This window comes from Paenibacillus sp. FSL H3-0329 (genome assembly GCF_037963285.1).
GTDB classification, from domain to species: Bacteria; Bacillota; Bacilli; order Paenibacillales; family Paenibacillaceae; genus Paenibacillus_AQ; species Paenibacillus_AQ odorifer.
In genome coordinates this window covers 2,405,535-2,419,631 of sequence record NZ_CP150150.1, presented here as the reverse complement: position 1 = coordinate 2,419,631, position 14,097 = coordinate 2,405,535, and the positions used below count along the sequence as shown (strand labels likewise).

The window sequence follows — 14,097 nt, the reverse complement described above, 5'->3', positions numbered from 1 at the left end:
ACTATGGGTGGTGGGCAGTGGGCGGCGCGGGATGTACGGATGCGCGGGGTGCGCGGAGTGCGGGTGCGGGTGCGGGTGCGGGTGCGGTAGAGTAATTAGGGAAAAACTCCCTGAAAGTAGCCGATATTCGCTATAAATGAACAGAAATAGGGAATTCCTCCCTAAAAATTAGGGTGATTTCATTATTTTTTACCAAAACAGCTAAATTAGAGGGATATTTTCCCTAATTATTCGTTGAATGACCCGAGATCTCAAATTTATGGGGAGAAATTCCCTAATTGTTCTAACGCGGCTTTCTTCGGGGTTCCAGCCATTTCTGCTCCACGGTATAGTGAAATTAATGCTTGTGGTCCACTAAAGCAAATCGCGTATGACCAAAAACGCAGATCAGCGATCCTCCAATAAGAAGAATCGCTGATCTTTAGACTTTTGCTGTTTGGAGAAAAAAGCAGATCTGTCTCTTATATGGACAGCCCGCTTCATGATTCGGTAAGCTTGATTATTTTCTTTTCCAACTCTTCAGGGCTAAGAATACCTAAAATAATCTCGGAGATCACTCCATTCTTATCTATGAGCACATTGGTGGGAAAAACAGCTCCATTATATTTGCTGTACACCTCATCTTTTACATCAAACATAACCGGAAACACAAGACCGTATTTCTTGATAAAACGTTCAGCATTGGGTTTATAATCCTGACTGCTCACATTAATACCGTAAATATCTAGAACATCCTTATACTTAGTGGCCATGGTATTAAGTTCAGGAGCTTCCTGCTGGCAGGGATCACACCATGAAGCCCAGAAATTAAGGATTACCGCTTTATCTCTGGGGCCATCAACAACATAGGTAGTCCCATCTGTTCCCTGAAGTGAAAACGAAGGTGCACGCAGTCCAGCCTTAGGTCCACTCTTCATCGGCAGCTCATTTTGCTGCGCAAGCACAGCTTCTGCTTTTGGCTCACGATTATGCCACACCGCAAACACAGCAACACATACAACTATGAGCAACACTGTTATATTTAATTTGTTACTTGCTTTCATAGTCATCTGTTCCTTTACAATTGGAATAGTTTTCTACTATTGTACCCTCATTAGGTTAAATTTCAAACCATTCATATTTTACACAATAATATATACTTTTATAATAAAAAAGAGGGTTTCGTCTGCGACGAAACCCTAAAGAAGAGAGAGGGGTGAACAAATGGCAGCATTCCAGGGAAATGTCCAGCCAATAAGACTGAAATATTCCGTACAGCAAGCACTGGGGAAGCACCTGCTGTCCTGTTATCCGCATGAAGCATGCGGAATCCTGCTGGGTGCTGCCGCAGCGGGTGGCATGCTCATTGATACTTACGTACCCTTGCGCAACGTAGCGCCAGACCCGCTGCACACCTTCACTCCCCACCCCGAAGAGTGGATTAATGTTCTTTACAACGAACCGACAATCATCGGTCTATTTCATTCCCACCCACATTCAGCACCTATCCCTTCAGTTGCCGATTATAAAGGATTAACAGCACTAGGACCTGAGTTTGCCCTCTATCTTATAGGTTCTCCCAACACCAAAGACAGCGGCAATCCAATTCTGAACGGATTTTATATTGAGCGTTTGCCTGATGACCACGGTAATTTGTCCCGCGGTTTATCCCAAGCCCCGCTTCACGTTCTACTTAAATAAGCATAGAGATCTCCCAAGGTATCCACTTGGCCGCGCTCCGAAATTTCCCGAAGGTAGATCACCCACAGCTGCGCTGTCATCTTTGCGTCTTCCAAGGCATGATGACGGCCATGAATCGGAATTTCGTGCACATATAGCAGCTCATCCAGCGAATAATTACTTCGTTGTGGCTCAAGCCAACGCGCTAACATCATCGTGTCCAGCACACGGTGTGTAAGCTGAACTTTAGAGGTTTTCCATAAAGCAGCATTAAGAAAAGCCTTATCATGTGAGCTTGCATGTGCCACCAGCACATTCTGACCTACAAAGGACATAAAATTATGAAGACCATCCATTAAGGAGGGAGCGGATTGTGTCATTTCTTCCGTAATCCCAGTCAGCCTTGTAATATCCTCCGGAATAGCCGTCTGACAGTTCACCAGTGTATAAAAGCATTCTTCTTCTTTAATCTGCTCTCCAACAACCTTGACGGCTCCAAAAGACATAATCTCATCCCCATGCTGATGGGAAAAGCCTGTCGTCTCTAAATCAAATATCACTGTCTCTAGCTCAGACAATGGGGTATGCAGGACCTCAGGACGCCGCTTCTCTCGCATCAAAGATCGAATAAAGGCCATTTGCTGCGCAGTCTGTTGCGCAGTTTCCCCACCTCTCATCGAAGCGATAGCCGAGGGCATTCCACCTTGTCTTAGATTACTCCAGAATCCTCCGCTTTTGTTCGGCTCCCTCATGACCGCCACCTTTCCGCTGAGCGGAGCTGACGCTGCAGCGCCCGGTGAAGGCGTCTGACAAGCAGCAGGCTTTCACGCAGCTCAGACAGCAGCTGCTTATTCTTCAATTCACTCTCAGCTACATAATCACTGCTGATTAACAATCCATTCTGAACACTATATGGCGTGTTCACTCGCAACCGCATTGCTAACAAGAAAGCTCTGCGAATATCCTCTAAATGTTGATATTTCCCAAGCCTATCAAGCGCTTCAATCCGCTCTAATGTCGAGCCAGCTCTAATGCCATGTAGTAAGGACAACCGTCTAACAATGTTCACTAACGGAATATAGACCCCATACTTAACATCAAATCCGCCTGCATAATCACCAAACCGTTCTGTTAACACCTGTCCCAGTAAATTCAAAGTCGCTTTATGGCGTACTGTATTGCGAAGAACAGCATTAGACAGCTGCTCATTGTCCGCAAAGCCTTCATAGAAAGCTTCTTGCCACTTCGCTGATAACTCCACGCTTCCTGCCACATGACGCATATCAGAAGAGATAATAAGATACCGGATCGGCTCCCATTCCAACTGATTTCTCCAGCTATCAAGCTGCTCTATCCATTCAGATAATGTCTTACGCCACATAACTTGGGAGCACATCACCTTCCCCGCACATTTCTCATACCCTACTTCTTCAAGCATATCGGATAACAAAGTTCCGAAAAATTCGAAATAGCGATTTTTTTCCCCGTCAGGCTCTCCTTCGACTATCAGGCCATTATCCTGATCGCTCCAAAGCGTTGCCTCCTGTCTCCCACTGCTGCCAAACACAATAAAGGAATAAGCACAGGGAGGCGGGCCATAGCCCGCCTCTTTCATCTGCGCCTCACATATGAGTACTGCGGTTTGGGCAATAAGATCATGCATAGTATTCACACGGAACATCCATTCCTCTATAGGAATAACATTCAACTTTTCGAGAAGTACTTTTTGACAGGCAACACGCCTCTCCCTAAGCTCCTCTGACGAACCGGCCAATACGATGGTCCTAAAGCTTTCTTCATTATACCCATCTGTTAACTCCATCGATGCCACACGGTCCGCCTCCCTGTCCGAGGTGAAATATTATTGTTTAAGGGTTTTGGATTCCGAATCTGCGATCAATTTCATTTGTTCAGGGTATCCGTAAGTACCATGCTCACTGATATCCAGACCCATCAATTCTTCTTCTTCTGTAACACGAAGTCCGATAGTTACCTTCATTACATATAAGATGATGAAAGAAAGAACGGCTACGAAAACAAATGTTCCTACCACACCCAGCACTTGAACCCCTAGTTGATGGAAACCGCCACCGTAGAACAACCCAGCTTCACCTACCAAGCCGCCTTTAGTAATAAGCTCAGGTACAGCGAACAGACCCGTTGAAACTGCACCCCACATCCCCGCAATACCATGCACCGAGAAAGCATAGATTGGATCATCAAGCCCTGCACGTTCCAGCCATTGGGAAGTCATGAATGTAAAAGCACCGGCTACAAAGCCAATAATGATTGCTGCCCATGGATCAACGAAAGCACATGCTCCTGTGATTGCAACCAATGCAGCCAGAACACCATTCAGCATCGCTGGAATATCAGATTTACCAAAATACAACCAAGATGCAATTAGAGCTGCCAAACCACCTGCTGCTGCTGCAATGTTCGTAGTTAGGGCTACGTGACCGAAGAAACCGCCCATTGGGGACAAAGCACTACCTGGATTGAATCCGAACCAACCAAACCAGAGGATAATAACACCGAGTACAGTAAATACTTGGTTATGACCTGGAATAATCACTGGTTTTCCTTCTTTATTAAACTTACCAAGCCGAGGCTTAAGCAATATGGTTGCTACCACTGCTGCCGTTGCACCTGTAAGATGGACAACTGTGGAACCTGCATAATCTTGCATTCCCAGCTCAGCCAACCAGCCACCGCCCCATACCCAGTGAGCTACAACTGGATAAATTACGACGGAGAACAAAATTCCGAAAATGATATACACACTTAGCTTCGCACGTTCTGCCATACCACCAGATACGATAGCCAAGGAAACTGCTGCAAAGGCCATTTGGAATAAGAATTTAACATTTAAAGTAACATCAGAAAATGCAAGTGATTCAAAAGAAGCTGCGGTTGAATCTCCTCCGTACAAGAAGCCTGTAGTACCGAAGAAGCCATTGCCGTTACCGAAACCAAGTCCAAAGCCGATAGCCCAGAAGCAAAGACTTGCGATAGCCAGGGTAAGTACTGTCTTACCTGCTACGTGCCCTGCATTCTTCATCCGAACCGAACCCGCTTCGAGCATTGCAAACCCTGCTTGCATAAAGAATACTAAAATGAATGCCAGGAAGGTAAACGCTGTGTCCAATCCGACTTGTAAGTCAACGTTCGTCGGACCGTCCGCTGCAAAAGCACTTACCGGATAAATCATCAGTGTAATCATGGCCAGTAACATCATCAACCATTTCTTTTTCATTTTTACCCCACTCCCCAATGTTATATTTTCTAACAAAGCGTGAAACTCTTAATGTCATTATAATCAGAAGTCAGGTAAATTGACAAGACTATTTTGGGAATGTTTTTATTTTATTTTATTTGAGCACACGAAATTTTCACAGTACTAATGAACTAGAGGTCCTAAAGGCCTGATTCTAGCTGCATTTTCATTAAAATAACTACGTGTACAATCTCATTTATATTACCTAATTATTGAACGCATCTTTTACCAAAATCACAAAATACATAACATTCAATGTTATGTATTGGGGTAACTTATAGTTTTCATCCCCAATCATTCTTCAAATTTGATATCCCTTTGAGTTTGAGTGTATTGTATAGAAACTACAGATCACCGTTCATGAATTAACCCTTCTTTACTGCATATACTTTATGAAAGTATGACGTTTGACTGTATGGTTTCCAGTTTGTTATCATTACAGATAGCATAAGAAACCATCAATTTAGAAGATGACCGCCACTTATCGGCAGTCGTATTCAATTAGTGAGGCGAGATTAAATGGGGATATGATTTTGTATCGAATTGGAGAATTAGCTAAGGCTGCTCACATTAGTGAACGAACTATTGATTATTACACGAAACTGGGATTAATCTCCCCGGAATCTAGAAGCACCAAAAATTATCGGCTATACAGCCATGAAACCTTGGCTGCTTTAGAACGTATTACTCAATTAAAGCATGACAAGTATTCATTGGAAGAAATCAAATCTATGCTAGGCAAATGGAATGAGGCAACACCAGAAACCGACGTCTCTGATAAATTAGTCGAGTTAGAGCAGCAAATGCAGCGGCTAGAACGGGAAGTAAAAGCCCTTGAACCTCTTATAAGTGGTTTGAAGCCAGGACAGGCCAGTCGCGTACTTTCAAATCTGCTCCCTCAGGGATTAGCCTGCATGGAAGCGATCCGGCTATTGCTTACGCAAGGACCGCCAATGTAAATACCATATTTACAATACAGTGGAGGAATGCACCTATGTTTATGTACCTGTTAGTAATTATTGCCTTTCTTTTCTCATTGTGGGCACAGTTTAGAGTTAAAGGAACCTTCAGCAAATGGTCGAAGGTAGCTAATTCGAACGGCCTGACTGGATATGAAGCAGCTAGACGTATGCTCGACGCCAATGGCTTACACGATGTTCCGATTGAACCTGTAAGAGGCACACTTTCAGACCATTATGACCCCATCCACAGGGTTGTACGCTTATCAGAGCCTGTGTATTATGAAAGCTCCATCTCTGCAATCTCTGTCGCTTGTCACGAAGTAGGCCACGCGATTCAGCATAAAGTAAGTTACCCTATGTTGACACTTCGTCACCGGATGTTCCCGGTAGTTAATTTCGCATCAGGTGTCGCGCCTTTCATGCTGATGGCAGGTTTCATCTTCGGTTACTTTAATCTTATAGGCTTGGGTATCATTTTCTTCTCAGCTGCTGTTGCATTCCAGCTCGTAACCCTGCCTGTAGAATTCAACGCCAGTAACCGGGCTCGTCAGGTCATGGTAGAACAAGGTTTCATCCGTAACGAAGAAGAACGCGGAGTAGCAAAGGTTCTCAACGCCGCTGCATTAACTTATGTTGCCGCTGCTCTAGTATCCTTGCTTGAACTGCTTCGCTTAATCACCGTCTTTTTAGGCAACCGCGACTAATATCGCATACCTCTAAACAACAAAAACCCCGGAAGGCTAAGAGCCGACCGGGGTATTATTTTGTCTAGCTTTAAAGTAGGAGATTAAAAAAGTCCGAAAGGAACGTGCCACCAGCGGCAATTTACTATCTGTACGGTAGATCAAGCCAACCGTTCTCGTCACCGCAGGCTCCACAACCCTCACCTGAGCTGGTTGAAGAGGATTCGTCTGATAGAACGCCATCTCCGGAAGCAGGCTTACACCCATCCCTGCGGCCACCAAACCACGAATGGTATCGGTCTCTCCGCCTTCAAATGCAATCTGCGGTTGAAATCCCGCCTGCAAGCAAGCTTGCCAAACGATAGGTCTTAACGAATAGCCTTGGCTGAATAGAACAAACTTCTCTTTTTGCAGCTGTTCCAACCGGATCTCAGACTCTCCTGCCAACCTGTGATTCTGAGGAAGAATCGCAAACAACTCTTCAGTCATTACAATATCCCCCGAGACATGCTCATCATTCTCCGGAAAAGGCGAAATGAAAGTTAAGTCCACTTCTCCAGACAATACGTCTTTTATCAAAGAAGGGTAAGATCCTTGTTTAAAACGAAATTTGACATGAGGATAATATTTACGAAAATCTGCAACGATAGTCGGGATGAGATGTGTACCAAGACTATGCGGGAATCCGATCCGAATCTCTCCACGCTCAGGATCCAGAAATTCATGCACCTCATTTACCGAATGCTCCAGCTCCTTAAGGATACTCTCAACCTTCTTGCAAAAGAGCTGTCCAACAGGCGTAAGCTGCAGATTGCGCCCTTTTTGCATGAATAGATCAACCCCAAGCTCTTGCTCCAGCTGATGAATCTGACGGCTTACCGCAGACTGCGCTACATGAAGCTCTTCTGCCGCTCTTGTTACGTGTTCTTTTTGAGCTACCTTTAAAAAATATTGCAGCTGTCTTAGCTCCACTCCATCATCGCCCCTGTCTTAGGCTTTTTTTGAATATACGAATAATTAGCCCATATACGAAAAAGCCAGAAACCAAACCTCCGAGATGCGCAACCCAATTCACATTTGGTGTAGCAAACGACATAATGATCCCGATTATTAACAATCCATATAAAGTTTTACGCGAGCCCTCATCCATCATAGCCCGTTGAATAACTGCAATGTATAAAAATGCACCATAAATGGCGTAGATTGCTCCAGAAGCACCAACCGAGACCGTACCAAACTCTACTACTGAGCGAGCACTAATCGCAATTGTAAGCACATTTGCCAGAAATCCGCCCACCAGATAGAGCAGCGCATAACGCCACCAGCCCAGCAATCGCTCCAGAGGCGGTGCAAACACCAGGAGAGCGAAGCAATTAAAGAACAGATGGGAAAACCCATTATGTAAAAAAATAGCGGCCAGATAGCGCCACAGTTCCTCTTTGTACGGACTCACATCAACTATAGCACCAAAATCAACAAGCGTTTGAATATTTGTTGATCCTCCGTTAACTGCCTTAAGGATAAACATGATCACATTGGCCAATATGAGCAGACAGGTTACCGGATAATACCGGACATAACTTTTCCAATTTTCGTACCGAATAAATATCATAACACCCATCCCTTTACATATATATCTTGTCCGGTTGGACATCTTCCTGCTATTAAGATTATAATTTATTGTGGCAGTAAGAATCCAATATTATAATTCGAGGAGGAAAACAAGGATATGACGCAAGAAAAAACAGGCGTAGCTACTTTTAAAGGCAACCCCATCACTCTCGTAGGACCTAAGCTAACAACTGGTGATCCTGCACCCGATTTTGTTCTGAGCAAAAATCTCCTGGAAGACGTGTCTCTAAGTGATTATGCCGGTAAAATCAAGCTGATCAGTGTTGTCCCTTCTCTTGATACCGGGGTATGTGACGCACAGACCCGCCGGTTCAACAGTGAAGCCGCAGAGCTTGGTGACGATGTGGTAATTCTCACTGTAAGCACGGACCTGCCGTTTGCCCAAGCTCGCTGGTGCGGTGCTGCCGGCATCGATCGAGTTATTACTCTATCCGATCACAAAGCAACCTCATTCGGACAAGCCTATGGTGTGCTGATTAAAGAATTCCGCTTAGATATGCGCTCCATTTTTGTTCTGGATAAGAACGACAAGATCGTATATGTTGAATATTTGAGTGAAATGACCGAGCACCCTAACTATGAAGATGCTATTGCTGCTGTGAAGAAGCTGCTCTAATTCTCCAATCAGTAGCGGTTATTACAACAATACTTAATAATCTCTGTTAAAAAAGCGGCAGAAGGTCCATCCTTCTCCCGCTTTTTTTGTAATAGAAAGATTTATCGATAACACACTGAGCAGCTCACCGTTTACGTAAACGCATTCATACTATCCCTAAGCAAGAAGGGTTTGACGGGCCTCTAAAAATCAGTCTGCTTTGTATTTTCCTAATTTTTTGTCCAAAGATGCATACAAGCGTTGAATCACACGGTAATTCGCCCCGAGATCACCAAGTGAACCTCTAGATGCAGAATACATATCTACACCACAACGAACAGGCGTCGTATTAAGCACCGATACCGTAATGTCCAGCGTACGGCCAAATGCCGTTCTCTTCTCAAGAGTAATCTCACCTACAGACTCCACTTCGTGAAGCACCTTAAATCCAGGAACTTTCTTTAAAGTCGATGAAACTTCTTCCCATGCTTTGTCTTTAGTTAGATTGTAATAACGCGTTTTTAATGTCGGATCTTTGGCGCGGTCGCTTGTTCCATCATGACTGCGGAATAAGCCAACCAAGGTTCTTTTTAACGACAAAATTCTTCCCCCTCTACAAATCCCAAGTTCATTATTCTAAGTGTAACACTCTTGTCTCAGGAACAAAAGGGTATAACTCACTTTCCCTTTATTCCAGACATACAAAAAAGCGCCCGCTCCCATTATTCACGGGAAACAGGGCGCCTTGGCTTAAACAAGAGAAAACCCGCTTATGCCGTCCGGCTACAGTGTCTTCTGAACCTGCTAGAGCAGGTGGGTGATCGCAGAAAACGTTTTTGAATTCCCCAAGTCATATAGACAGGGCGGTTCAGCTGCGCTTCGTGTAGATCTCCCAAGACATTATCATTGGTTCAAAACAACGAGTAACCGTAACGTACATCGCAGGATTTGTTATTATTATATTGCGTTTTAACGAAAAAGTAAACCTGTATGCGCTTTATTTTTACACAGGAATTAATTACCTGGAAATATCCAACGCTAATCCAGTTTTTTGTTAAATGCGTTTGGTGTCCTTTTCATCAATTTCATCCTCGTAGTCATCATCATCGTCGTCATCGTCGTCATATTCATTCCGATTGTTCAATGCTGCTGCTTCTGCTTCTTCCTGCTCTTTCAGCTTCTTCTTTTCTACTTGCAGCTGTAGCTTATTATAAGTAGCGTAGAAGTTAAAGAAGGCCGCCATTGCAATCAACGTTGGAATACAAATGAAATAAAGAGCCGGATATCTAAGACCGATATAAACAAGAACTGCGGCTGCAATCAATGTAGAGAACACACGAATTGGGCGTGCTATAGTCAGCAATATAGAATTGGTCATCACTTGCTTGAAGCCCATTTGGTAATGAACCACAATGGAAAAGAAGTTAAACATGGATACCGACAAAAGTATCATCAGCACCAACATCAAAATACCAACAATTCTGAAGTTAGGCATTTGTGTCATGTAAACTGTTACATCAACGTACATAACAACGAACATCAATGTATAGATAACTCCTCCGAGCATACTTTTTACATAGTTCTCTTTATACCCCTGAAAAAATGTACGAAAAGTTCCTACATCCGTATTCCCCATTACCCATTTACGCACTACGGTAAATAAAGCGGCTGAAGCTGGAAACACCGTAAAGGGCGCTAAAATCCCCATTGCCCAGTTCAATGTAATTTGCTCGTTCGCTCCACCTGCGCCTGTCCCTAACATAATCATCTTTAAAACACCAAAAAACAAAAACGGGGCGGAACATAGTGCCCATAAGATATTACTGCCTGCGATACGTGAAATCCATTCTGTCACGCGGTATAAGCCGCCCATTGCTCCTTTAAACTCCAATTCCCTTCCTCCTCTGTCTCTTACATACTACATATCTTAACTATACCTCATTTGACCTCCTCATTTCCATAGCCCAACTTTCTGAATTATAGACTATCGTCTATACGTAAAGCCTTTATAGTCCATATATTAGGATTGTAACCATAAGAAATACCAAAATCCCCACATTCTAAAGGAGGTTATCTCATGTCTACACCTGTTGGCTTCGGCGGTTGGACTTCTACAGGCACGATCCTCGTATTGTTTATCTTGCTCGTTATCATCACTCGTACATTCGGATACTAATATCACACAAAACAAATTCGCGCCCTACTAAGGACATAACAATTCACCAAACATCCTTATATTTCAGCAAAAAGAAGACGAGAACCGCAATGCGGCATCTCGTCTTCTTTGGTATCTTGACGAAGTATTAATTATCGAAATCTTCACGTTTTGCAGGACGAGTGCTCGTGCTGCTTGGACGAGTGTATGGTTTACGCTCTGCGCTGCGGTTTGCACCACCGTCACGAGCTGGTGCGCCATCACGGTTGCCTTTATAGCCACCGCCATAGCCGCCACTGCCGCTACCGTAGTTGCTGCCACCGCTGCTATAGCCACCACGACTACCGCCACCGTTATTATCACGGTTACCACGGTATCCGCCACCGCTACCGCTGCCACCGGAAGTACCACGGTTTCCGCCATAACCACCATTAGGTTTACGGCCACTGCGGATATCGTTTTTGCCACCACGACGTTTAGCACGAATCGGATCTTCAGGAGTCAATTCAATTGCGGAATCCTTCTTGTCGCCAGTGAGAAGCTTCATAGCTGCGGACAACAATTGTACGGAATCATATTGCTCAAGCAATTGAATAGAAATTCCTTTGTACTCGTTCAACTCTCCGCTTTCTACCACTTCAAGCAAACGCTCAGCAGTAACGCGTTGTTTACCTTCAATAGCTTCAGCCATTGTTGGCAAAGGTTTACGAGTAATCCGGTGACGAGTAACACGTTCGATCAAATGCAGGTGATCAATTTCGCGTGGAGTAACGAATGACCAAGCCGTACCTTCTTTACCTGCGCGTCCTGTACGACCAATACGGTGTACATAGCTTTCAGGATCTTGTGGCAAGTCAAAGTTAATTACGTGAGTTACGCCGGATACGTCCAGACCACGTGCCGCTACGTCAGTAGCTACCAGCACGTCAATGCTGCCATCACGGAATTTACGCATTACAGCATCACGTTGGTTCTGTGACAAGTCACCATGCAATCCATCAGCAGAATATCCGCGTTTTTGCAAAGCTTCAGCAAGCTCATCAACCCGGCGCTTAGTACGTCCGAATACGATAGCTAATTCAGGTGATTCCATATCAATCAAACGACTAAGAGCTTCAAACTTTTGACGCTCAGGCACTTCCACATAAGCTTGATCAATCAGTGGGGCACTGATTTGTTTCGGAATAACGGAGACATGTTGCGGGTTGTTAAGAAATTGTTGAGCTAGGCGTTGAATGTTTGGTGGCATTGTAGCAGAGAACAACATGGTTTGACGTTCTACAGGAACGAGCTTCAGGATAGTCTGAATATCTTCCATAAAGCCCATATCCAGCATTTCATCTGCTTCATCCAATACAACGGTTTGAACATCATCCAAACGGATCGTTTTACGGTTGATGTGATCGAGCAAACGACCAGGTGTACCAATAATGATTTGTGGTTTCTTTTTCAATCCACGGATTTGACGTCCAATATCCTGTCCGCCATAAATCGCCAACGAGCGAAGACCTTTGAAACGGCTTAGTTTGCCAATTTCTTCTGACACTTGGATGGCCAACTCACGTGTTGGTGCCATAATAAGGGCCAAGATTTTTTCGTCTTCACGGTTAATCTTCGAAATGAGGGGGATACCAAAAGCAGCAGTCTTACCTGTACCAGTCTGAGCTTGACCGATCAGATCCGACCCAGTCAATGCTAATGGGATCGACTGTTCCTGTATCGGTGTTGCCTCCTCAAATCCTAACTCTGTGATTGCTTGTAGCACTTTTGGCTCCAAGCCAAATTCTGCGAATGTTTTCAAATTATTCATGCTCCTTCTATACAGTGGACATTCCACATGCTTGTCTGTATTCTTAAGTAGCGGTAAACACATTTATAGGCTGTCCAATCATGCTCTATTTTCTGCATGATATAGCGCTTTTGGGACGAAAAGCCTCCCTAATCATCAGGTACCTTGTTGTACCTGAGCAACTGTAGCTTTACATCCGATGCAATGCAAAAATACCATTGTAACGTTCTACTCAAGAATATCCTATACATTATATCACAAACACATGTGAGAATACCAGTGGGTTCCTTTCTTTTCATTGCTTTCATGTTTTATTTTTTTAAATATATATATAAGGGTGGATTTACTTGTTAAGACAGATTTTGAATTGTTTGGTTGTTTTTTTAGGGGCAGCACTGATCGCCAGTGGATTTAATCTATTTTTAATTCCACACCGTTTACTAAGTGGTGGTGTATCTGGGCTTTCCATGTTAGTGGGTTATTTCACCCCATTAAACATAAGCCTTCTATACTTGCTCTTTAATATTCCTCTGTTGGCTGCAGGCTGGTTCCAGTTAGGCCGGAGATTTATTATTATGAGCATGTTGTCTGTTGTGTTTACAACCTGGTTCTTAACGGTGATTCCCGAGTATCTGGTAGCTACAGATATGCTGCTGTCCTCTGTATTTGGCGGCGTTCTCGTTGGGATTGGCTGCGGTATCTCCTTCCGTGCAGGAGGTTCTTCCGGAGGTTTTGACATCTTGGGTTCAATTATCACTAAATACCGAGATTTCCCGGTCGGCAATGTAGTAGTAAGTTTAAATGGACTTGTTATCCTGGCGGCCGCTTATCTTGACCAGAACTGGAATTTAGCACTTTCATCAATGGTATCTATATATGTAACAGGTAAAGTGTTGGATATGATTCATATCAGCCACTTAAAGGTAACCGTATATATTGTAACAAACCGTACAGATGAATTACTGCAACATCTGATAGGCCTTCAACGAGGTGTCACAAAGATTAAAACAGAAGGCGCTTATTCTCACGTTGAAAAGGACATGCTAATGACAGTAACAACCCGCTACGAACTAGCAGAGCTGCAACGTATCATCCGCACGACAGATCCTCAAGCTTTTGTAAATATTGTTGAAACAGTGGGTGTTATGGGTTCCTTCCGCAAAGACAAAATGAGGAAATAAAAATTCCTAGTATTGGAAAATGCACCAGCCTCAGAATTATGATATATTATACACACGCAGAACCCTAACAATTTCATAAAGATTGAGATTTACCCCTCTTTTTTCCAAAGCACTTCGTTTTCCGATGAACACTGAATCTATTCAGAACTATCGAAAAAGGAAAG

General features: G+C 43.8%; 15 protein-coding genes and 1 other RNA gene. 6 read left to right on the top strand and 10 right to left on the bottom strand.

Annotated features, from left to right (window positions below):
- Positions 1-479: 479 nt before the first annotated feature.
- Positions 480-1,043 (bottom strand): TlpA disulfide reductase family protein, encoded by a 564-nt coding sequence (locus NSQ66_RS10405; RefSeq protein ID WP_076100887.1) that lies wholly within the window; start codon positions 1,041-1,043, stop codon positions 480-482.
- 160 nt (positions 1,044-1,203) lie between these two features.
- Between NSQ66_RS10405 and NSQ66_RS10400 the strand changes: the two genes are divergently transcribed.
- On the top strand, positions 1,204-1,680 hold the full coding sequence (locus tag NSQ66_RS10400) for a M67 family metallopeptidase (protein ID WP_076140922.1): 477 nt from the start codon (positions 1,204-1,206) through the stop codon (positions 1,678-1,680).
- Here the strand turns inward: NSQ66_RS10400 and NSQ66_RS10395 are convergent.
- The 3 genes from NSQ66_RS10395 to NSQ66_RS10385 are packed head-to-tail and all read right to left on the bottom strand — an operon-like array spanning position 1,662 to position 4,915.
- Positions 1,662-2,411 carry an exonuclease domain-containing protein gene (locus tag NSQ66_RS10395; protein ID WP_038569828.1) on the bottom strand — a complete coding sequence of 250 codons (750 nt, stop codon included), beginning with the start codon at positions 2,409-2,411 and terminating at the stop codon, positions 1,662-1,664. The genes NSQ66_RS10400 and NSQ66_RS10395 overlap by 19 nt on opposite strands.
- On the bottom strand, positions 2,408-3,481 hold the full coding sequence (locus tag NSQ66_RS10390; RefSeq protein WP_076140979.1) for a DUF294 nucleotidyltransferase-like domain-containing protein: 1,074 nt from the start codon (positions 3,479-3,481) through the stop codon (positions 2,408-2,410). The genes NSQ66_RS10395 and NSQ66_RS10390 overlap by 4 nt, the downstream gene beginning before the upstream one ends.
- 39 nt (positions 3,482-3,520) lie before the next feature.
- On the bottom strand, positions 3,521-4,915 hold the full coding sequence (locus NSQ66_RS10385) for an ammonium transporter (protein ID WP_036689307.1): 1,395 nt from the start codon (positions 4,913-4,915) through the stop codon (positions 3,521-3,523).
- 548 nt (positions 4,916-5,463) lie between these two features.
- Here NSQ66_RS10385 and NSQ66_RS10380 point away from each other — a divergent pair.
- Positions 5,464-5,895, top strand: coding sequence for a MerR family transcriptional regulator (locus tag NSQ66_RS10380; protein WP_036689305.1), 432 nt, complete (start codon positions 5,464-5,466; stop codon positions 5,893-5,895).
- Positions 5,896-5,930: 35 nt separating this feature from the next.
- Positions 5,931-6,602 carry a zinc metallopeptidase gene (locus NSQ66_RS10375; protein ID WP_036689302.1) on the top strand — a complete coding sequence of 224 codons (672 nt, stop codon included), beginning with the start codon at positions 5,931-5,933 and terminating at the stop codon, positions 6,600-6,602.
- 36 nt (positions 6,603-6,638) lie between these two features.
- Here NSQ66_RS10375 and NSQ66_RS10370 read toward each other — a convergent pair whose 3' ends face one another.
- Positions 6,639-7,553 (bottom strand): LysR family transcriptional regulator, encoded by a 915-nt coding sequence (locus NSQ66_RS10370; RefSeq protein WP_036689300.1) that lies wholly within the window; start codon positions 7,551-7,553, stop codon positions 6,639-6,641.
- A gap of 4 nt (positions 7,554-7,557) precedes the next feature.
- Positions 7,558-8,193 carry a rhomboid family intramembrane serine protease gene (locus NSQ66_RS10365; protein ID WP_076140978.1) on the bottom strand — a complete coding sequence of 212 codons (636 nt, stop codon included), beginning with the start codon at positions 8,191-8,193 and terminating at the stop codon, positions 7,558-7,560.
- A 117-nt stretch (positions 8,194-8,310) separates the two neighbouring features.
- On the opposite strand from NSQ66_RS10365, the gene tpx reads away from it, so the two are divergent.
- The gene (gene tpx / locus NSQ66_RS10360) at positions 8,311-8,829 is read left to right on the top strand and encodes a thiol peroxidase (RefSeq protein ID WP_038569826.1); all 519 of its coding nucleotides are present in this window, start codon (positions 8,311-8,313) and stop codon (positions 8,827-8,829) included.
- Between the two features lie 189 nt (positions 8,830-9,018).
- Here tpx and NSQ66_RS10355 read toward each other — a convergent pair whose 3' ends face one another.
- The 3 genes from NSQ66_RS10355 to NSQ66_RS10345 all read right to left on the bottom strand — a co-directional run bounded on the left by NSQ66_RS10355 (position 9,019) and on the right by NSQ66_RS10345 (position 10,699).
- Positions 9,019-9,408 (bottom strand): DUF1499 domain-containing protein, encoded by a 390-nt coding sequence (locus NSQ66_RS10355; protein WP_036689295.1) that lies wholly within the window; start codon positions 9,406-9,408, stop codon positions 9,019-9,021.
- A gap of 159 nt (positions 9,409-9,567) precedes the next feature.
- Positions 9,568-9,759, bottom strand: a non-coding RNA gene (ssrS, locus tag NSQ66_RS10350) — 6S RNA.
- A gap of 103 nt (positions 9,760-9,862) precedes the next feature.
- Positions 9,863-10,699 (bottom strand): DUF624 domain-containing protein, encoded by an 837-nt coding sequence (locus tag NSQ66_RS10345; RefSeq protein WP_036689293.1) that lies wholly within the window; start codon positions 10,697-10,699, stop codon positions 9,863-9,865.
- Between the two features lie 186 nt (positions 10,700-10,885).
- Here NSQ66_RS10345 and NSQ66_RS10340 point away from each other — a divergent pair, with 186 nt between their 5' ends.
- Positions 10,886-10,984, top strand: coding sequence for a hypothetical protein (locus NSQ66_RS10340; protein ID WP_036689290.1), 99 nt, complete (start codon positions 10,886-10,888; stop codon positions 10,982-10,984).
- A 127-nt stretch (positions 10,985-11,111) separates the two neighbouring features.
- Here the strand turns inward: NSQ66_RS10340 and NSQ66_RS10335 are convergent, their stop codons facing one another.
- Positions 11,112-12,764: a DEAD/DEAH box helicase gene (locus NSQ66_RS10335; protein WP_036689288.1), complete on the bottom strand. Its 1,653-nt coding sequence runs from the start codon at positions 12,762-12,764 to the stop codon at positions 11,112-11,114.
- Between the two features lie 335 nt (positions 12,765-13,099).
- Between NSQ66_RS10335 and NSQ66_RS10330 the strand changes: the two genes are divergently transcribed.
- Positions 13,100-13,933, top strand: coding sequence for a YitT family protein (locus tag NSQ66_RS10330; protein ID WP_076140920.1), 834 nt, complete (start codon positions 13,100-13,102; stop codon positions 13,931-13,933).
- Positions 13,934-14,097 lie beyond the last annotated feature (164 nt).

Coding starts and splice junctions, on each gene's coding strand:
- NSQ66_RS10405 (WP_076100887.1), bottom strand. CDS start 1,043: ATGAAAGCAAGTAACAAATTAAATATAACAGTGTTGCTCATAGTTGTA.
- NSQ66_RS10400 (WP_076140922.1), top strand. CDS start 1,204: ATGGCAGCATTCCAGGGAAATGTCCAGCCAATAAGACTGAAATATTCC.
- NSQ66_RS10395 (WP_038569828.1), bottom strand. CDS start 2,411: ATGAGGGAGCCGAACAAAAGCGGAGGATTCTGGAGTAATCTAAGACAA.
- NSQ66_RS10390 (WP_076140979.1), bottom strand. CDS start 3,481: ATGGAGTTAACAGATGGGTATAATGAAGAAAGCTTTAGGACCATCGTA.
- NSQ66_RS10385 (WP_036689307.1), bottom strand. CDS start 4,915: ATGAAAAAGAAATGGTTGATGATGTTACTGGCCATGATTACACTGATG.
- NSQ66_RS10380 (WP_036689305.1), top strand. CDS start 5,464: ATGATTTTGTATCGAATTGGAGAATTAGCTAAGGCTGCTCACATTAGT.
- NSQ66_RS10375 (WP_036689302.1), top strand. CDS start 5,931: ATGTTTATGTACCTGTTAGTAATTATTGCCTTTCTTTTCTCATTGTGG.
- NSQ66_RS10365 (WP_076140978.1), bottom strand. CDS start 8,193: ATGATATTTATTCGGTACGAAAATTGGAAAAGTTATGTCCGGTATTAT.
- tpx (WP_038569826.1), top strand. CDS start 8,311: ATGACGCAAGAAAAAACAGGCGTAGCTACTTTTAAAGGCAACCCCATC.
- NSQ66_RS10340 (WP_036689290.1), top strand. CDS start 10,886: ATGTCTACACCTGTTGGCTTCGGCGGTTGGACTTCTACAGGCACGATC.